Annotated in this window: 17 protein-coding genes and 1 pseudogene; 11 read left to right on the top strand and 7 right to left on the bottom strand. The window is 62.8% G+C overall.

Going from position 1 to position 17,313, the window contains the following annotated elements; all coding sequences use genetic code 11:
- Positions 1-20: 20 nt before the first annotated feature.
- The gene (locus QFZ23_RS11480) at positions 21-203 is read right to left on the bottom strand and encodes a hypothetical protein (RefSeq protein ID WP_306923032.1); all 183 of its coding nucleotides are present in this window, start codon (positions 201-203) and stop codon (positions 21-23) included.
- Positions 204-471: 268 nt separating this feature from the next.
- Positions 472-1,218 carry a hypothetical protein gene (locus tag QFZ23_RS11475; RefSeq protein WP_306923031.1) on the bottom strand — a complete coding sequence of 249 codons (747 nt, stop codon included), beginning with the start codon at positions 1,216-1,218 and terminating at the stop codon, positions 472-474.
- Positions 1,219-1,498: 280 nt separating this feature from the next.
- Here QFZ23_RS11475 and QFZ23_RS11470 point away from each other — a divergent pair, with 280 nt between their 5' ends.
- On the top strand, positions 1,499-1,774 hold the full coding sequence (locus QFZ23_RS11470) for a hypothetical protein (RefSeq protein ID WP_306923029.1): 276 nt from the start codon (positions 1,499-1,501) through the stop codon (positions 1,772-1,774).
- A 21-nt stretch (positions 1,775-1,795) separates the two neighbouring features.
- Here the strand turns inward: QFZ23_RS11470 and QFZ23_RS11465 are convergent, their stop codons facing one another.
- Positions 1,796-2,017, bottom strand: a complete 222-nt coding sequence (locus QFZ23_RS11465; protein ID WP_306923027.1) for a cold-shock protein — start codon at positions 2,015-2,017, stop codon at positions 1,796-1,798.
- Positions 2,018-2,536: 519 nt separating this feature from the next.
- Between QFZ23_RS11465 and QFZ23_RS11460 the strand changes: the two genes are divergently transcribed.
- Both QFZ23_RS11460 and QFZ23_RS11455 read left to right on the top strand, forming a co-directional pair.
- Positions 2,537-2,686: a DUF3040 domain-containing protein gene (locus QFZ23_RS11460; protein ID WP_306923025.1), complete on the top strand. Its 150-nt coding sequence runs from the start codon at positions 2,537-2,539 to the stop codon at positions 2,684-2,686.
- Between the two features lie 655 nt (positions 2,687-3,341).
- On the top strand, positions 3,342-4,094 hold the full coding sequence (locus QFZ23_RS11455) for a hypothetical protein (RefSeq protein WP_306923016.1): 753 nt from the start codon (positions 3,342-3,344) through the stop codon (positions 4,092-4,094).
- 115 nt (positions 4,095-4,209) lie between these two features.
- Here the strand turns inward: QFZ23_RS11455 and QFZ23_RS11450 are convergent, their stop codons facing one another.
- Positions 4,210-4,410, bottom strand: coding sequence for a sigma factor-like helix-turn-helix DNA-binding protein (locus tag QFZ23_RS11450; protein WP_306923023.1), 201 nt, complete (start codon positions 4,408-4,410; stop codon positions 4,210-4,212).
- A 487-nt stretch (positions 4,411-4,897) separates the two neighbouring features.
- Here QFZ23_RS11450 and QFZ23_RS11445 point away from each other — a divergent pair, with 487 nt between their 5' ends.
- The 4 genes and pseudogenes from QFZ23_RS11445 (at position 4,898) to QFZ23_RS11430 (ending at position 7,992) form a co-directional block, all read left to right on the top strand.
- Entirely contained in the window at positions 4,898-5,347 is a 450-nt protein-coding gene (locus QFZ23_RS11445) for an SRPBCC family protein (protein WP_306923022.1), read from the top strand.
- A 34-nt stretch (positions 5,348-5,381) separates the two neighbouring features.
- On the top strand, positions 5,382-5,795 hold the full coding sequence (locus tag QFZ23_RS11440; protein ID WP_306923020.1) for a CBS domain-containing protein: 414 nt from the start codon (positions 5,382-5,384) through the stop codon (positions 5,793-5,795).
- A 576-nt stretch (positions 5,796-6,371) separates the two neighbouring features.
- Complete coding sequence (locus tag QFZ23_RS11435) at positions 6,372-6,773, top strand: response regulator transcription factor (protein ID WP_306923018.1); 402 nt, start codon at positions 6,372-6,374, stop codon at positions 6,771-6,773.
- A 1,026-nt stretch (positions 6,774-7,799) separates the two neighbouring features.
- Positions 7,800-7,992 (top strand): annotated as a pseudogene (locus QFZ23_RS11430) (cold-shock protein).
- Positions 7,993-8,052: 60 nt separating this feature from the next.
- Here QFZ23_RS11430 and QFZ23_RS11425 read toward each other — a convergent pair.
- Both QFZ23_RS11425 and QFZ23_RS11420 read right to left on the bottom strand, forming a co-directional pair.
- Entirely contained in the window at positions 8,053-8,805 is a 753-nt protein-coding gene (locus QFZ23_RS11425; protein WP_306923016.1) for a hypothetical protein, read from the bottom strand.
- 647 nt (positions 8,806-9,452) lie between these two features.
- Entirely contained in the window at positions 9,453-10,490 is a 1,038-nt protein-coding gene (locus QFZ23_RS11420) for a LacI family DNA-binding transcriptional regulator (protein WP_306923014.1), read from the bottom strand.
- A 167-nt stretch (positions 10,491-10,657) separates the two neighbouring features.
- On the opposite strand from QFZ23_RS11420, the gene QFZ23_RS11415 reads away from it, so the two are divergent.
- Positions 10,658-11,593: a dihydrodipicolinate synthase family protein gene (locus QFZ23_RS11415; RefSeq protein WP_306923012.1), complete on the top strand. Its 936-nt coding sequence runs from the start codon at positions 10,658-10,660 to the stop codon at positions 11,591-11,593.
- Positions 11,594-11,718: 125 nt separating this feature from the next.
- Positions 11,719-13,113 (top strand): MFS transporter, encoded by a 1,395-nt coding sequence (locus QFZ23_RS11410; RefSeq protein ID WP_306923010.1) that lies wholly within the window; start codon positions 11,719-11,721, stop codon positions 13,111-13,113.
- A 1,829-nt stretch (positions 13,114-14,942) separates the two neighbouring features.
- On the opposite strand, the gene QFZ23_RS11405 is transcribed toward QFZ23_RS11410, so the two are convergent.
- On the bottom strand, positions 14,943-15,425 hold the full coding sequence (locus QFZ23_RS11405) for a winged helix-turn-helix transcriptional regulator (RefSeq protein WP_306923008.1): 483 nt from the start codon (positions 15,423-15,425) through the stop codon (positions 14,943-14,945).
- Between the two features lie 126 nt (positions 15,426-15,551).
- Between QFZ23_RS11405 and QFZ23_RS11400 the strand changes: the two genes are divergently transcribed.
- Both QFZ23_RS11400 and QFZ23_RS11395 read left to right on the top strand, forming a co-directional pair.
- A complete protein-coding gene (locus tag QFZ23_RS11400; protein ID WP_306923006.1) occupies positions 15,552-16,268 on the top strand; it encodes an SDR family oxidoreductase in 717 nt (238 codons plus the stop codon).
- Between the two features lie 47 nt (positions 16,269-16,315).
- Entirely contained in the window at positions 16,316-16,840 is a 525-nt protein-coding gene (locus QFZ23_RS11395) for a PaaI family thioesterase (protein WP_306923004.1), read from the top strand.
- Positions 16,841-17,313: the final 473 nt, after the last annotated feature.

The following is a 17,313-nucleotide window of genomic DNA, read 5'->3' as shown; positions in this document are numbered from 1 at the left end:
CGGCACTCTGATGATGCGCCTTATCCGGCGTCGAAGCTTTCGTCCTCGTCATTGGGCGATTTCTCCTGAGGAAGGTCGTTGCCACTGCCGTTCGGGATGCCTGCGGCTTCCTGGCCGGAACCCGAGGAAGCAGGCACAGACTCCTCGGAATCGCCGCCGAGAATCATCTCGGGTTCAGCCTGCTCGTGGTTTTCCTGTGTCATGCTTCCTCCTGTTTAGCATTGCTGATATTGCTGGTCTCGATGATCTGGTTGGCCGAGGACCAAAGTCCGTGGCATCTGGTAATAATCAGTAAACTTACCAAGTGTCGCAGATCGGGCAACTGGCAGTCTCGTGTCTGACGTTTCACTGCCAGGAGCACTGGTTCCTCGACGGAGCGCAGCGGAACGCAGAGCTTGAGCTAAGGGGTTCTGTCCGCTTGCGGGCAGGTAGAGCCCCGCACAGCTTAAAACTGGAAATGAGACTCCCGTTTCAGGTCGCGGTGGAGACGTTGCCGGTGACCAGGGTGCCGAGCCGGGCCGCGGCGTCGATGTTCACTCCGGTGCTTGTGATCTTCAGATAGTCACCGCTGATCACCAGGATCTTGCCTTCACGCCCGGCCGCTTCCAGCCATGCGGCATCCCCCGCAGCCGCCGGATCGAGTTGCTGGGAATGTATCCGCTCCCCGTTGATGTGGAGGGAGACCCGGCCCTCCTCCGTGGCGGTGCAGCTGACACTGGTGTGCACATCCCGGGCATGCCGGAGCATCTCGGCGTAGTCGCTGCTCATGGTCAGCCGGAAGCCGTGGGAGATCAGCACCGAGACAAGAACGGAGGTGAGTTCACCGCCGGGCTCACGGAACGTCAGGACCGGGGCCAGCGTGTAGGCCAGCACCGGAACCGCCCGAATGCCTGACCTGTCCGGATGTCCAAGGATGAGCCGCGCCCCGATGGTCTTGAGCTCATCAGGTGCACCGGCAGCCGTCCGCAGCGTCAGGTCCGGTTCCCGGCAGCGCCGGTGGCAGATGCAGGTGTCAAAGGCCAGGAACTCGATCCCGCCGCCGTCCGCGCCCTCGGTAATGTCCACGATCAGCGAAAGTTGCTCCTCCGGCCGCACGGGCAGCCCGCACTCCGCGCACGCACTCGCTACTGCCGCGACCAGGGCCACGAACTCTCCCGTGTCCCTGCCCTTGAAGGCTTCCAGGCGTCCGTCCCAGGCGACATTGCGTGTGACCGGCATGCTTGCCAGACTACCGCCCCGCGCCGCGGGCTGTTCCTAGCGGCGGTCACACCCCACGGCACCGGAACCTTTGGGTGCCGGCGACGGTGGGGGGATAAGCAAAGGTCTCAGAGGGCTCAAGCCATCGCCGGCCACCCCCAGCGTTACCGGCGAACCTTATGAAAAACCTCGACTAATACCCCGCCGCTTGTCTGGCATATCCTGAGCAAACTCCGAGTACCGGACCCGGGATCGCCCTCGTCCATCCGGGAACACTCAGAAGCTCAGAAAGGCATCATCAATGGAGATGAAGATAAAGGACAACTGGGACCGGCTCAGCCCCGCCACGCAGCAGTGGCTAACCAACAACCCCGGATGCCTGATCCTGCCGCGCACCATGACGGAAGAGCTCTGCCAGGAAACCGGCGTAAGGCTTGACTGTGACGAGCACGGCCAGGCGATGCTCTCCCAGAAGGACCTGGATTTCATCCGGGCCAAGGCGGAAGGAACCGGAACCCAAACAGCCCCACCGGAGCACCGGTTCTTCGACGCAGTCCAGCCCGGGGAAGGCACCTAGCCGCTTCCGCTCCGGAAGCGGTCACATCGGGTGGATGTTCTCCGCCTGCCGGCCTTTCGGACCGCCGACAACGTCGAACTGGACTTTCTGGTTCTCCTCCAGGGAACGGTAACCGCTGGAAGCGATCGCGGAGTAATGGGCGAACACGTCGGCTGAGCCGTCATCAGGGGCTATGAAACTGAAGCCCTTTTCCGAGTTGGACCATTTAACCGTGCCTGTTGCCCTGCCCGCTGCCCCTAGCAACTCTTCATCTCACCCGCGGGCTTTACGGCACCGGCGGACCGGAAGTACTCTCCCGCTGGTCCCAAAACTACGGTTCCCTGCGTCCCGACGCGCCAGAGCAGTTGAGCGAGTTTGAAACCGGCGGCGGGCTGGATGTCCACCGGGATGGCCGCCCTGTGCCCGGGCCCGGCAGGGGAGATGGGCAACGGAAGCGCCCGCCCCTCCCGCAACCTTCAGTGGATGCAGTTTAGGTACAGCGCCGGCGAACAGGAAGCCCCAAGGGGCCCGCAGTCTGCCATTCCTGTAGGTGCCGATCTCCCTCTTGAAGGGCAATAGTAAGCATGCTTAGCTTGAGGTGCCGCCCGGTTCCCCGAGGCCAGGAGGCGTCGGACTTCTCAGGCGCAGGCGGGTTCCCAGAGGGTGGGCAGGTCCTGTCAAGGGGGAAGCCTGCAAGATCGAGATCAGCCAAAGCTCCCGCTCAGGTTTGCAATGTTCCACCCGTCCCTTCCCGGTTGTACGTCCGTGAATATGAAGGTTCCCATGGCGCTGTCAGATGAAGAACGCAGGCACCTTGAAAATCTCGAACAGGAACTGGCCGCCGCCGATCCGGATCTAAACCGGATACTTCAGTCGGGATTACGGCGCAACAGAGCAACGGCGCGTATTGTTTACGGTGTCCTGGCGCCTTAGCCGGCTTCGCCCTGGTCATCGCGGGAATTAACACGCAGCTCACGGCCATCGGAGCCATCGCCTTCCTCCTGATGGTTGCAGGTGCTCACTTGTTCCTCAGCGGCCTCGGCCCACAGGACAGGTCCGGAGAGCCGACATGACATCGCGGAAGCACTCCCATATCGGCCTCTTGCGGCAGAGGTTCGATGGAGCTAGGAGACGCGCCACCGGCCGGCAATTCAGGGCGTCTGGATACCTCTGAATGCCCGGATCGAACCACGGCGGGCCTCGTCTCAGTTCCTTCGTTATTGAGAAGCGGCTGGGGATGCAGGGGTTTCGGCGGCTCCCTGCGACTTGCATGACCCTTCTCCATCACCCAGGGCGGTGGGACGATGAATTCCATGAACGAGAGCCAGCTACCGGGTGCGCCGCCGGCGTCTCCTAGCGGGGCAGGAAATCACGAGCACCCGGCGCATGCAGGGAATCACGGAATACTGTCCACACAACAACTGCCTGCCGTGGGCCGAAGGCGACGGGACGCTGAAGAGAAACTCGAGCAGCACCAGCAAGACGCCCGGCATAAAACCGGACCGGAAAACGGCGCCGACGACGCGACGGCCCAGCAGTGACAATTGCGGCAGGTTCCCGCCGTGTGACCGGTGGGTAGAATCGCTGGATGCCTGTCACACGCAATGTCGCCTGGGACGGGCGTCTGGAGTCCTTCAAGGGCAGGGATGCGACGCATTATGTGACCACGGCGGCAGCGATCGCCACCACATGCGCTGTATGCCGCCGGCCGCTGCAGCCCGACGAACCTCTGTCATTGAGCGTGGATATCATCGAGAGCACGGCCCCGGACGGGACGGAGTACGTCACGTTCGTTGACTATGTCTGCCACCGGCAGTGCAGCGAACCTGGCTTGACCGTGCGCAGGGCACCGTGGAAGCCGGCAGATCTGACCCCTCTCGCCGCCCGGATGCTACTCACCCAGCAGCCCGATCCCGGCAATCCCGGGATCGTCGTCCCGGTGCTGGCTTACACGCTGGTCCCGGTCGTCGCCTTCCGCGAACACGACGGGGAACTGACCTCAGCCCTGGTCTCGATTCTGCTCTCCCACGGCTTCCAGCTGGCCATGAACCCGGACTACACCGACGTCCTGGACCAGGCCACCGAGGTAGCCGGCAGCTGCAGCCTGACCGTGACGGGCGGCAACCTTGTCACCCTCAACATCGACGGGGAAACCGTCTACGCGGAGCAGCTTGACCCGGCGGAGCCGGACGACGCTGAGTGGTTGGAGCAGGCGACAGGAGAGGGCAGCGTCCTGGTCATCGGCGGTGACAACCTGGTCATCACCGAAACCGTGCTGGACGTTGATGCCGCCGCATCGCTGGGGACGCTGGTCATCGGAAAAGTCACCGTCCGGTTCTGACCGGAGTCTGCCCGCCAGCTCGTTCAGCGGGCCCGGCGGGCACGACAAGAGCAACTACAGGGTCCGGGCCATCAAAGCCGAAGCAGCAGCTGACCAGCTGCATGCCCCCGGCCAGCTATTGCTGGGGGCTGTCCTTGAGGAATTTGTGGATGGCCCTCAGCGCGGAGAGCGCACAGGTATTTACCGTGTCGGTTGGGATGTTCAGGTGCACGGCCAGTTCGCTTACCGGGATCTTGCGATAATGCAGCGCCACCAGTACCTCACGCTGTTCCCGGTCCAGCCTCGTCAGCGCTTCCTCGATCAGGTCACGTTTCAAGGAGCCTTCGACCTCCGGGAATGAGCTCTGGATGTGATGCCAAGATCTCCTGCAGCTCAGACTCTAACGCGTAGCCGGCATCGGCTGGCTCCAGCCAAGACCCGTCGCCCTGCCGAATGAGTAACCCACCCATGTCTACCGACCCTTCCACGCGGTCCCCATGCCCCCTGAGCATGTACCAATCCGAACATCGCGCTTCTAAACGGCAACCATCGCAATCTAACTCTGCTCGGTCAAGATCCCGTCAAGGCAGGCGACGACTGTCGGTCCCCCAACTTGAGCGCTAGGCCGTCTCGCAACCTAAGGGATTCGGGACACAAGGGCTAGTAGACACTGCGCCAAGCCTGAGACCTGGTCCTGGCCGAGCAGGTATGGACATAGGTAATCCGCGGGCCTACCGTCGGTAGAAACGGTGGCAACCGGACTCTTGCGTTAGGGGCTGCCGCCGTCCGCTTCTGGCAGCCCGCCCCTTCATCAGGAGGAGAGCATGCAAACAGTCGAAGAAACCATTGACGTCGAGGTCCCGGTGCGCACCGCGTATGACCAGTGGACCCAGTTCGAGTCTTTCCCCAATTTCATGTCCGGAGTGGACTCGGTCACCCAGCTCACCGACCGGACGAATCACTGGGTGGTGAACATCGGCGGGGTGAAGCGGGAATTCGATACCGAAATCATCGAACAACGCCCCTATGAGCGGATTGCCTGGCGCAGCACTGACGGTGAGTCGCACGCCGGCGCCGTGGCCTTCACACCGCTAAAGACCGGGATGACACGGGTGTGGGTCCGGTTGGAATGGGCACCCGACACCTTCACCGAGAAGGCCGGGGCCGCGCTGGGGTTCGACAACATGCAGGTCAGGGCGGACCTGCGCCGCTTCAAGGACTTCATCGAAGCCAGAGGCACCGAAACCGGCACCTGGCGCGGAGAGGTCTACTAGAACCAACCCACCCAACAGGACAGAGGAGCATACGATGACCACCGCACGCGAGATCATGACCGGCGGCGCTGAGTGCGTCGGCGAAAACGAAACCCTGGAACAGGCCGCACGGAAAATGAAAGACCTGGACGTCGGATCCCTGCCGATCTGCGGGGAAGACAACCGGCTCAAGGGCATGCTGACCGACCGGGACATTGTCATCCGCTGCCTGGCCGACGGCGGAGACCCGCGCACCGCCACCGCCGGGGAATTTGGCCAGGGCAAGCCGGTGACCATCGGCGCTGACGACTTGATCGAAGAGGCGATCAAGACGATGCAGGACCATAAGGTGCGCCGGCTGCCCGTGATTGACGGACACGATCTGGTGGGGATGCTCAGCCAGGCCGACATCGCCCGGAATTACCCCGAGGACCGCGTCGGGGAACTCGTCGCCTTCATCTCCTACTAAGAAAACCACCCGACCGCGAGACTCTGGAGGTGATAAGGGGCGGGAGGGGTTTTATCGTGTCCCGGCTGGGCGGGCTGTTGGCCTCATGGTGTCCGGTAAAAGACTCTCAGTACGGCTCCGCTGCCATGCACGAGCCACCGACCAATGGCGGGGTCGGATATCCGGGCCGGCCCGGAGGCCCGGGCAGCGACGGTTTCCGCGCTCAAGATTGGCTCAAGAATGACTGGAAACCCCTGTCTGGAGCAAACGACGTCCTGTCATGCACGGTAGGTTTATCGCTGGCGGTGCGGCTTTCCACCAAGAGCTGCCCTATCCGGGGAGTCCCCTACCTGTTGCCGTGTGGCCCGGGCCGGGCCTCCCCGCCCCACCTCCCGATCGCCGAATACGCTCAGCCGTAAATGCCCAGCGCAGCGTCACACTGCATCCCATCAGGCTTCCCGCAGTTGCGCCGGCCTTCCGTTCCTCGCGATCCTGCCAGTCATTCACCTGTCCACAGTCGTCTGCACCAATGATTGGCCGGTCCCTTGAGGTTGCGGTCGTAGACTATGCAGCAGGCACTACGGTCGGGGGGCTACTGTGGGTTCACGCGGGCTTTGCCTGGTCATCGAGGACGACCAGGATATTCGTGATCTGCTGACGCTGATCCTGACGCGGGTTGGCTTTGATGTTCATGCGGTCGCCAACGGCATTGAGGGTGTCGCCGCGGCGTGGGAACACCATCCCGTCCTGGTGACGGTGGACCTGAATCTGCCGGACATGGACGGCTTGGACGTTGCCGGGTATATCCGGAAAAGGTCCGAGGCGCCCTTGCTGTTCATTACTGCCCGGGCAGAGGTTGACGACGAAATGGCAGGCATGGCCTCGGGAGCGGCGGCCTATCTGACTAAGCCCTTCCGCCCCCGGCAGCTCATCGAGGCAGTGAACCGGCTCTGCCCCACAGGCCCCCTGACCGCCCATTTCCAGGATCAGCACACCTAGCCGGCCCGCTGTCCAAAGTCCCGTCCGGGGTCAAAGTCCTGCGTCCGAGGGCGGATGGACTCCAGTCCATCCGGTTCCCGGTCCTCTGCGTCCTCTCGCCCTTCCCAGTCCTTCACGTGTCTGTTCGGGATTTCCAGGATGCTCCGCCAGGTTCCGGAGCAATCCGAGGCGGACATCCTCCTTGACCGTACTGTCGTTCAGGATCTCGCGGATGAGGTGATGGACCTGGCAGCGGATAATCTCTCCGCCTGCAGTACTGCCGACCGGTGTCCGGGCCGCGGGTAGCCGTGCAGGGACTTGTCCGCCCAAGTGGTCAGGCCAGAGGTTCGGGGGCGGTTCACGCGGTGTTACCGGAATCGCTTCGGCACCGCTGTTGCTGGGCGTGGTGTCGCCGTCTGCCGGCATCGTTGCCGGGAATTCATGGTCCAGCATGTTCCTCGCACTCCTTCGTCGGCTGTCAGCATTGTCTTTTGGCGACGTTGCAGTCAGCCGGGACCGGCAGGAACCGGCGAGGATGCGGGGGGACCCAAGTGAGCGGGGGGTTTCAAGAGCACGGGAAATGGGGGCCTGCACCTGCGGGAGTGGGGGTCTTGGGGCCGTGGGCTCGTCCATGTTTTTTGCAGGACACCCTTGTCAGGCTATGGGGTATCTGGTCGGCAGGTACCCCGCCGATACCGTCGGCCAGACCACCGGTTCCGGCAAAACGCACCCCCTTTGACGCCGGGACCGGTCGCATTTTCATCGCATGACCATCCATAACGGCCAGAGCCGGGACAACCGTGAAGCCTGCTGGAGCGGTCAATCCTCACCGGCCCAGGCCTGGTACAGGCCGACGCCGGAAACGCCGCTGGTTTCCCCATGGCAGTGGGCCCAGCAGGCCGCCGATCCAAAAATCCCTGCACTCCGCTGTGCCCGCCCTTGTGCCCGCAGGCAGGGAACCGTAGTTATGGGACCAGCGGGAGAAGGCTCCCGCTCCGCGGGTAAAGCACAGCCCCCGGTGAGGCAGAGTTACTAGGGGCAGCCGGCATGGCAACAGGCACAGTGAAATGGTTCAGGCTTTGGCTTCATAGCCCCTGACGACGGATCCAAAGACGTCTTTGCCCATTACTCAGCGATCGCTTCCAGCGGCTACCGCTCGCTGGAAGAGAACCAGAAAGTCCAGTTCGAGGTAACCCAGGGCCCAAGGGGTCCCCAGGCGGAGAACATCCGTCCGTTGTAACCGCCCACGCAGGCTCACGGTCAACCCCATTGACTGGCCGGGATGGTGGCACGGCTCCTGTCAGAACCGGACGGTGACTTTTCCGATGACCAGCGTCCCCAGCGATGCGGCGGCATCAACGTCCAGCACGGTTTCGGTGATGACCAGGTTGTCACCGCCGATGACCAGGACGCTGCCCTCTCCTGTCGCCTGCTCCAACCACTCAGCGTCGTCCGGCTCCGCCGGGTCAAGCTGCTCCGCGTAGACGGTTTCCCCGTCGATGTTGAGGGTGACAAGGTTGCCGCCCGTCACGGTCAGGCTGCAGCTGCCGGCTACCTCGGTGGCCTGGTCCAGGACGTCGGTGTAGTCCGGGTTCATGGCCAGCTGGAAGCCGTGGGAGAGCAGAATCGAGACCAGGGCTGAGGTCAGTTCCCCGTCGTGTTCGCGGAAGGCGACGACCGGGACCAGCGTGTAAGCCAGCACCGGGACGACGATCCCGGGATTGCCGGGATCGGGCTGCTGGGTGAGTAGCATCCGGGCGGCGAGAGGGGTCAGATCTGCCGGCTTCCACGGTGCCCTGCGCACGGTCAAGCCAGGTTCGCTGCACTGCCGGTGGCAGACATAGTCAACGAACGTGACGTACTCCGTCCCGTCCGGGGCCGTGCTCTCGATGATATCCACGCTCAATGACAGAGGTTCGTCGGGCTGCAGCGGCCGGCGGCATACAGCGCATGTGGTGGCGATCGCTGCCGCCGTGGTCACATAATGCGTCGCATCCCTGCCCTTGAAGGACTCCAGACGCCCGTCCCAGGCGACATTGCGTGTGACAGGCATCCAGCGATTCTACCCACCGGTCACACGGCGGGAACCTGCCGCAATTGTCACTGCTGGGCCGTCGCGTCGTCGGCGCCGTTTTCCGGTCCGGTTTTATGCCGGGCGTCTTGCTGGTGCTGCTCGAGTTTCTCTTCAGCGTCCCGTCGCCTTCGGCCCACGGCAGGCAGTTGTTGTGTGGACAGTATTCCGTGATTCCCTGCATGCGCCGGGTGCTCGTGATTTCCTGCCCCGCTAGGAGACGCCGGCGGCGCACCCGGTAGCTGGCTCTCGTTCATGGAATTCATCGTCCCACCGCCCTGGGTGATGGAGAAGGGTCATGCAAGTCGCAGGGAGCCGCCGAAACCCCTGCATCCCCAGCCGCTTCTCAATAACGAAGGAATCCAAGAACAGGTGATTCGAGAATCGTTGTGCCTGCCCGAGCGGCCGCGCAGGGGCGCCATGCGTGCGACTGTTAGCCCAGAATGGCGTTTAAGTCGCAGTTTAAAATGGCGGTTTGCCACAGGGGCGAGCACCTATGTCTCTGAACTCTAGCGTTTGGACACGCGGAGGTTTCGGGACAGCGAGTCGGATTAGGAGAAGGAGTCACCCGTCCGACAGCGCGTTCGCGATTCGACGTGCCTCGTCAGGGAGGGCGTGATCGTGTTCGTCTACGTATCGGCCTGACTAGCAAAGTGCTTGGGTGCTCCGCTGGACTGGCGCGGGATGAGGGTCGGCATGGACCGCCGAATATGGGGCTCCGCGCCTGGGTTAATAATGAGGTCGATGGCGGTGGCCGCAATCTGGTCCAGCGGAACTCGCACGGAGCTCAATGGGGTGGGAAGCCGTGCAGCGAGGGGGATGTCGTTGTATCCGACCAGCGCGAGATCATCAGGGATGGTGATGCCGTTGCGGTGGGCCGCTGCCATGACACCCATGGCGATGTTGTCGTTGGCGGCAAAGATGGCTGTGGGACGCACCCGTGGTTTTCCAGCGAAGAGTGTTTCGCCTGCAGTGAAGCCGTTTTCGATGCCATAGCCGGCGGCGATCAGCCACTCTTCCCGCGATTTGATTCCTGCTTCGTCCAGAGCTCTGCGGGCTCCTGCCAGACGTGCGGTTCCGGTGGAGGTGAAGTTCGGCCCGGTGACGACCGCGATCTCGCGGTGTCCCAGATCGATGAGGTGGCGTACGGCGAGATATCCACCGACCTCGTCATCCCCTATAGCGGAGGGGCTCTCGCCGTCGGTACGCAGAACCAGCGCGTGGGCTACTCCGCGTTGGCGGAGGAGCCGGGGCAGTTCATCGTCGAGCCGGGCGGTGGCGAGGATCAGGCCGTCCACGTTTCTGTCCAGGAGTGTTTCGGCCGCCCGACGCTCGTCTTCGGGGTCGTCCCCGCTGCTGGCGACCATGGCAAAGTAGCCCCTGCCGGAAGCGGCCCGTTCGACCGCCTCGAACATCAGCGCCATCACGGTGTCACTGAGACGAGGCACCAACACGCCTAGGGTCCTGGTTTCGCCCCGTCGGAGGCTGGATGCGAAGGAGTTGCGGCGGTAGCCCAGTTCCTCGGCTATTTTCCTGACGTGCGCGGCGGCAGCGGAACGTGACGTCGTCCGTTCATCCAGGGCACGGCTGGCAGTCGAGATGCTCACGCCGCTGGCCGCGGCGACGTCCTTCAGCGTGACGATAGTGCCCGGTGCTGCCGGTTCCATGGCGGTTCTCCTCTTCAGCAGGGGTTGTAACAGACACTCTATTCCTCCAACTTGCAAACGTTCTCTTGACAGTGAGTTGAGACACGTGCAAACTTGAAAACGTTCCCGCAAACGTTCTCATCATAGCGGGACTGCCGACCATCAAAGAAGACATGAGGTAGCTGAAAATGACCATCGATCTCCGCGGACTCGTTCCCGCCCCCGTCACCCCCTTCAACCGCGACGGCAGCGTCGACGTCGACGCGATCCACCGGCTCGGCGGCTGGCTGGCCAGCGTCGAAGGCGTCAAGGGCCTGGTGGTCCTCGGCCATGCAGGCGAAGGCACCTTCCTCACCCAGGACGAGCAAGCCCTGGTCATCCGCGAGTTCAAGAACGCCGTCAACGGCGAGATCCCGATCATCGCCGGCATCACCGGTGAAGGAAACACCGTCGCGGCCCTGGAAGCCAAGCGGGCCGTTGAAGCCGGCGCATCGGCCGGACTGGTCTACCCCTCCCACGGCTGGCTCCGGTTCGGGTACCAGAAGGGCGCCCCGCAGACCCGCTACAAGGAAATCTACGAAACCTCCGGCCTGCCGCTGATCCTCTTCCAGTACCCCGACGCCACCAAGGCCACCTACGACCTGGAAACACAGCTCGAAATCGCAGGCCAGGAAGGCGTGTTCGCCACCAAGAACGGCGTCCGGAACATGAAGCGCTGGGACACCGAAATCCCCGTCCTGCGCGCAACCTACCCGGACCTGCAGATCCTGACCTGCCACGACGAGTACCTGCTGCACACCATGTTCGACGTCGACGGCGCACTGGTCGGCTACGGCGGACTCGCCCCCGAGCCGCTGGTGGAACTGATCGCCGCCGGCAAGGCCAAGGACTACACCGCCGCACGCGCCATCCACGACCGCCTCCTGCCGGTCACCAAGAACGTCTACCACCGCGGCTCCCACATGGAAGGCACCGTCGCCCTCAAGGAAGGCCTCGTCGCCCGCGGCATCCTCGAGCACGCCACCGTCCGCCCGCCACTGCTTCCCCTGGCCGAAGGAGCCGACCAGGAAATCGCCCTGGCACTGAAGTCCGCGAACCTGGGCAGCGTCACCGCTACCGTCTGATCCACAACTCCCTGGATCCGAGGGTGGCAGGTAAAATTACCTGCCACCCTCCCCAAAAAGCCTTTAACACTCCACTCTTGGTCAATGAGGACCCCAGCATCAACGCTGGAGAAGGAGGACTCGCAATGCGCGAGCCGAACACCGCAACAATGGCCAGTGGCCCCGAGGCCGCCAGAATCAACGCCGAGCTGGTAGCCAGGCTCGAACGGCTCCCGGTCACCCGACGTCTGAGCCTCATCCGCATCATCATCGGATCCGCAACCTTTTTCGACGCCTACACCGTCCTGGCCATCGCCTTCGCGATGCCCCAACTGGTAACGGAATGGCACCTGAGCGCAGGCGAGATCGGAATGATCCTTTCCGCCGGCTACGTCGGACAAATCTTCGGGGCGCTCTTCTTCGGACACCTAGCGGAGAGGATCGGCCGGCTGCCCGTCCTGCTCATCACCATCCTGCTATTCGTGTCCATGGACATCGGCTGCCTGTTCGCCTGGGGAGCCTGGTCCATGATCATCCTCCGCTTCCTTCAAGGCATCGGCACCGGCGGCGAAGTCCCGGTCGCCAGCGCCTACATCAACGAATTCATCGGGGCCAAAAAACGCGGACGCTTCTTCCTCCTCTACGAAGTGATCTTCCCCGTCGGCCTCATGTTCGCAGGCATCGCCGGCTACTTCCTGGTCCCGGTCTTCGGCTGGAAAGCCATGTTCATCGTCGGACTCATCCCCGCGGTACTCACCATCCCCATGCGGGCACTGATGCCCGAGTCACCACGGTGGCTCGCCTCTACCGGACGCGTCAAAAAAGCCGACGCAGTCGTCAGCATGCTCGAAAACGAAGCAGTCAAAGCCGGGGCCACACTTTCCGAACCCGTCGTACGGCCAGTGGACTCCAAGGCCACGGCCCGGTCCGACTGGCGCGAACTCTTCAAGGGCATCTACCGCAAACGCACCTTCACCATCTGGTTCCTGTGGATCTGCGTCTACATGGTCAACAACGGCCTCATCACCTGGTTGCCGACCCTGTATAAGCAGGCCTTCAACCTTCCCCTGCAGACCAGCCTCGCCTACGGCTGGGTGACATCCGCCGTCGGCGTGATCGCGTCCATCCTCTGCGCCCTGCTCATCGACCGGGTCGGTCGCAAGCGCTGGTATTCAGTAGCCTTCCTTGCCTCTACGGTTCCTCTCGTCATCCTCACAGCACTCGGCGCGGTCTCCGCGACACAAGTCGTCGTGTTCGCCAGCGTCGCGTACGCCATCCTGCAAACCATCTCGTTCTCGCTTTACCTCTACTCTGCAGAGCTCTACCCAACCCGGCTGCGCGCCATCGGTACCGGATTCGGCAGTGCCTGGCTCCGGGCAGGATCCGCGATCGGGCCGCTCCTCGTCGGATGGATCGTCGACAGCTACGGCGTCAGCGTTGTCTTCACCGTGTTCGCAGCCGTCGCCCTTATCGGAGGCCTTATCACCATCTTCTTCGCCATCGAGACCAAGGGCCGCGTCCTCGAAGAACTCTCACCCTAAGCAAGCGCGCACAAACAGCCGAAAGGGCCAGCGGCACGGACTCCACACGGTCCGTGCCGCCTTGCTTTGTAGGGTGGGGACAGGACACTCGGGGACGCGGGCCGTCTCCATCTCGGGGCCAGTGGCGTTCCTAGCGGAATCGCCTTCTGGCAGTCGATCCCTGGTGCCTCCGCAGAAACTTTTGGACGTGGATACGGCATCTTCGTCCGGCCGGAGAATAGGTTGCGCTTCACCGATCTTGCAGAGCATCAACGGCTACTGTCCCGTCCGGCAGGTCTATGTATATCGGGCGCCATTGCACATCCATTCGCTCTTGCTCGCGTAGCCCACTGCGGTCGTTCCCCCTTCGCTATTGGAGTCACCGGTGAAGCCGGGGGACGCTGTCACGCTACAGGGAGAAACGCTACAGATCGAAGTCTCATACCCCTTGGGATACGAGACGTCTCACCGACCGAGCAGTCACCTCGACTGCGGCGGTTCAATTTTCGTGGAATCATAAGCGTTCGCCCGCGACCAGCCGATTCTCGTAACTATGTATCGAAACCTTCTGCCGCATCGAAACCTTCTGCTTGAATCGGCGTATTCATCGGTAGTTGTGAGACACGTTAGAGCGCCATGACGAAGCTAATCGGCTTACCCACGCGCCTCGGTGCGGCAACAGTTCACCGCCGTCAGGTAGTCACTTAGCAGGCTGGCCATGAACGGATATGAAAAGCGCATCCATCCAGCAGCAGACCAAAGACTGGACGTCGCGCAAAGAGAGTGCAGACGTCATGCAGTAGACGCCAAACGTAGCCATGAACAGGTAAAGTCCCCAAAACACAGGGTGCAGGATGAAAGGCGGTGTGACTTTCATGGGCCAAATGTACGGCGATACCGGCTCCAAGTCGGGCACGTAACCGGTGTCAGAGCAGTGTCGGGAGTCCGGCGGAACCGATTCTCGAACAGCTGGGCACAAGTCATGTCGCACTCCCCCAGACCCACCATGAACAGGCAGAACAGCCACCGCGAATTGAGAAGGAGAAGCCTGTGACCCAACGGCCAAGAAAAGAAGCGCGGCCAGAAATTTTCTCAGGTCATGTTGCCCCAGCCAGTCACGTCCATGAACAGGTAACAAGCATCAAAACCACCGACCAGGGAACGAAGGAGGCACCGGGCCACAGCACCGGCCGCCAATGAAAAAGGCCCCCGGAGGGGCCCTTCACAACACAAATTGTGCACACGCAGAGGCTAAAAAACGCCCCTGAACAGGGAAAACACTGTGCCCGAGGCGGGACTCGAACCAGCCGCTCCCCCTGAAAATCCGCCACTCTTTCGAAAACATCCTCGGTCCGGCCCACTCCGAGGCCGGAACCACCGAATCCGAAGCCCAGGGCGTGGACACTGTCCACACCCTCTTTTGTGAGCATTTTGAGGCCCACAACCCATCCGCATGTGACTGCTCTTCTGGACTTGGAGTCCCTCGCCGGCACCGGCCGCCGCGCCGCCCACTGTGACGACGCTTACGGGCTCAGCCGGAATCCGACCCACGATAACGGCGGAGCAGTGGTGTGCGGAGCAAGCCGAGGGCTGGGGTTCAACGAGCGTCATGGGGGTTGCGACCTCCTTCGAACATCTCATGGGTGGAGACCACAGAAGAAGACATGACCCGACCTCGTCCTATCGAGCACCGGATTGCCACAAGGCCCGGCACCTTCCAAACGACGAAAGGTCAAATATCGGCGCTCACTACGGAAGAAGAAGCGCATGCAATGCCCCGGGCAGCAAGGAATGGCTGAAATGCCGGACTCAGACACACGTTGCGCGCCCCCAGGTTATGCCAGTTGTTCTCACTGGTCGGGCGCCGGGTCCGTACCGGCCGCTGACACAAGCGGTCCCAGCATCAGACTTCCTGGGGTGAACTCCTCACCGCATTCCGCACACGACACGACCGGTTTCAGGTCGGCCCCGCAACTGTGCCGGAAGGAGGCACGGGGTGTCTCGTCGCGCATCCATGTACTGCTCCACGCTGCGAGTGAAATGAGGATGGGCGCGACTTCGGCCCCGGAAGTTGTGAGGTGGTACTCGTAGCGCGGGGGGCGCTCGGAGTACTGGACGCGCTCGATCACGCCTTGGCTTTCGAGTGTGCGCAGTCGGCCCACCAGGATGTCGCGGGACGCGCCGGTATTACGCGCGATCTGATCGAACCGGTGAACGCCCAAGGACATCTCGCGAAGCGCCAGCAGCGCCCACCGCTCCCCGAGCACGTCGAGCCCCGCCGCGATGAAACACGCCCTGGGCGCATCTACTGCCTTGTCGGTCGGCCGATTCATCGTTCACCTGCTTTCGGTCCTTTCTTCAAGTATACAAGTCAGTTGGAAAATCAAACTCACTCGGCTATTCTGATGCTCTGAGGTCACGACAACCGCATCGTCGCCTTTCTGAGATCAGGAGAATCCATGCCACTGCTATCTGGCGCCGTCGTCCTCGTTACCGGTGCAAATGGAGGCCTGGGCCGCGAGCTCGTGGAACAGGCCCTCGCCCGGGGTGCTGCGAAGGTGTACGCGACGGCCCGCCGCCCGCAAAAGTGGAACGACTCCCGGGTGGTCGCCCTCGCCCTCGATGTCACCAACCCTGACTCGATCCGGGCCGCCGTTACCCAGGCCCAGGACGTCACCGTTCTGATCAACAACGCCGGCATGAGCGTCGAATCGGACACGTTCTTGGCACTCCCCGACGAGAAGATCCGCGAGGTCATGGAGACCAACTTCTTCGGACCGGTCGCCTTAACCAGGGCATTCGCACCGGTGCTCGCCGCCAGCGGGACATCAGCGGTCCTCAACATCCACTCGGCGCTCAGCTGGATCGCACTCACCGGCGCCTACAGTGCATCAAAGGCCGGGCTGTGGTCGGCGACCAACTCCTTCCGCGTGGAACTGGCCCCCCAAGGCACGCAGGTCACGGGTGTTCACGTCGGCTACATGGACACAGCCATGGCCAAGGGCGTGAATGCCCCGAAGACCTCCCCCGAGGAAGTCGCGCGGAAGTCGTTCGATGGGCTCGAACAGGGCGATTACGAGGTCATCGTGGACGAAATCAGCGCCGGAGTGAAGCGCGGCCTGTCTGGCTCGATCTCGGATCTGTACCCTGTACTGGCAGCCAACACCCCGGTATGACCGCGACAAACCCTGAAGACCTGCAGAGCTCTAAGGAGGAAACCCCGGTGTCAACCAACAGCTCGGCGCAACGCTCGGAAACCTTCACCTGGATTGATCCGGCAGTCGCGCTCGAACAGCTGCCACGGCTGTCGGGTCTGGAGTACTTTTCCGGCCTCCGCGACGGCAGCATTGCGCCGCCGCCGATCGCTTCCCTTATGAATTTCGATGTCGTCGATGCGAGGTACGGACACGTCGAGTTCCAGTGCTGGCCGGGAGAAGCACACTACAACCCCCTCGGAATGGTGCACGGCGGCCTGGCCTGCACGCTCCTCGACACGGTGCTCGGCTGCGCAGCACACAGTACCTTGGAAGCAGGGATCGGCTACACCTCTATCGACCTGGCGGTAAAGTACCTGCGACCCATCACGCTTCAGAAGGGTGCTCTGCGCGCAGAGGGGTCAGTCGTGAAAACCGGCCCGCGGGTGATCTTCACCGAAGGCCGCCTCAGCACCGCCGCAGGAGAACTCCTCGCCACCGCCACGAGCACGCTGCTCATCTTCCCCCATCAACCGGGCGCTCTGACAACATGACTGATACCGGCACCGCCGGTGCCCTAACGCCTGCCGCTCAGGATCGCGCCTTGCCTCCGCCCCGCGTTCGGGAATGCCCGCGTTGAGCCGCTTCGGCATGCCCTTGAGGCTTGCCGGCCTTGGCGGCGGCTGGTCCGCCGCGAGGAGCTCTCTCGGGTCCCCGAGTGGCCGGAGGAAATTCACTACGGGGCAGCCAGCTCGCTGTGGCTGATCCTGACCGCTGTCTACGTGTTTCGGGACCTTCGCCGGAAAAGAGCATTCCGGGCCGACCTGCGACACGAAGTGGCGGGCCTTTCGCGTCCTTTATCCTGCTAGTGGCGATCCTGCTTTCGTCCCACTACAGCCGGTATCTTCCGCCATGGGGCGCCTGGCTGTGCATGGGTTTCATTGCCGCCCTTGCCATCGTCGCCGCCCAGCTCCTCGCCCACTGGGTCACGAGCGGGGTCTCCATCCAGTCCATCCATCCCGGCTAC

Origin of the sequence: Arthrobacter globiformis, assembly GCF_030818015.1 — a bacterium.
Taxonomy (GTDB): Bacteria; Actinomycetota; Actinomycetes; order Actinomycetales; family Micrococcaceae; genus Arthrobacter; species Arthrobacter globiformis_C.
This window is presented reverse-complemented; position numbering and strand designations above follow the sequence as displayed.

What these genes read in the sequence shown, in the direction of transcription:
- QFZ23_RS11440 (WP_306923020.1), top strand. Translation starts at nt 5,382, where the DNA reads ATGACCACCGCACGCGAGATCATGACCGGCGGCGCTGAGTGCGTCGGC.
- QFZ23_RS11480 (WP_306923032.1), bottom strand. Translation starts at nt 203, where the DNA reads ATGACACAGGAAAACCACGAGCAGGCTGAACCCGAGATGATTCTCGGC.
- QFZ23_RS11410 (WP_306923010.1), top strand. Translation starts at nt 11,719, where the DNA reads ATGCGCGAGCCGAACACCGCAACAATGGCCAGTGGCCCCGAGGCCGCC.
- QFZ23_RS11400 (WP_306923006.1), top strand. Translation starts at nt 15,552, where the DNA reads ATGCCACTGCTATCTGGCGCCGTCGTCCTCGTTACCGGTGCAAATGGA.
- QFZ23_RS11420 (WP_306923014.1), bottom strand. Translation starts at nt 10,490, where the DNA reads ATGGAACCGGCAGCACCGGGCACTATCGTCACGCTGAAGGACGTCGCC.
- QFZ23_RS11460 (WP_306923025.1), top strand. Translation starts at nt 2,537, where the DNA reads ATGGCGCTGTCAGATGAAGAACGCAGGCACCTTGAAAATCTCGAACAG.
- QFZ23_RS11415 (WP_306923012.1), top strand. Translation starts at nt 10,658, where the DNA reads ATGACCATCGATCTCCGCGGACTCGTTCCCGCCCCCGTCACCCCCTTC.
- QFZ23_RS11425 (WP_306923016.1), bottom strand. Translation starts at nt 8,805, where the DNA reads ATGCCTGTCACACGCAATGTCGCCTGGGACGGGCGTCTGGAGTCCTTC.
- QFZ23_RS11475 (WP_306923031.1), bottom strand. Translation starts at nt 1,218, where the DNA reads ATGCCGGTCACACGCAATGTCGCCTGGGACGGACGCCTGGAAGCCTTC.
- QFZ23_RS11455 (WP_306923016.1), top strand. Translation starts at nt 3,342, where the DNA reads ATGCCTGTCACACGCAATGTCGCCTGGGACGGGCGTCTGGAGTCCTTC.
- QFZ23_RS11405 (WP_306923008.1), bottom strand. Translation starts at nt 15,425, where the DNA reads ATGAATCGGCCGACCGACAAGGCAGTAGATGCGCCCAGGGCGTGTTTC.
- QFZ23_RS11470 (WP_306923029.1), top strand. Translation starts at nt 1,499, where the DNA reads ATGGAGATGAAGATAAAGGACAACTGGGACCGGCTCAGCCCCGCCACG.
- QFZ23_RS11445 (WP_306923022.1), top strand. Translation starts at nt 4,898, where the DNA reads ATGCAAACAGTCGAAGAAACCATTGACGTCGAGGTCCCGGTGCGCACC.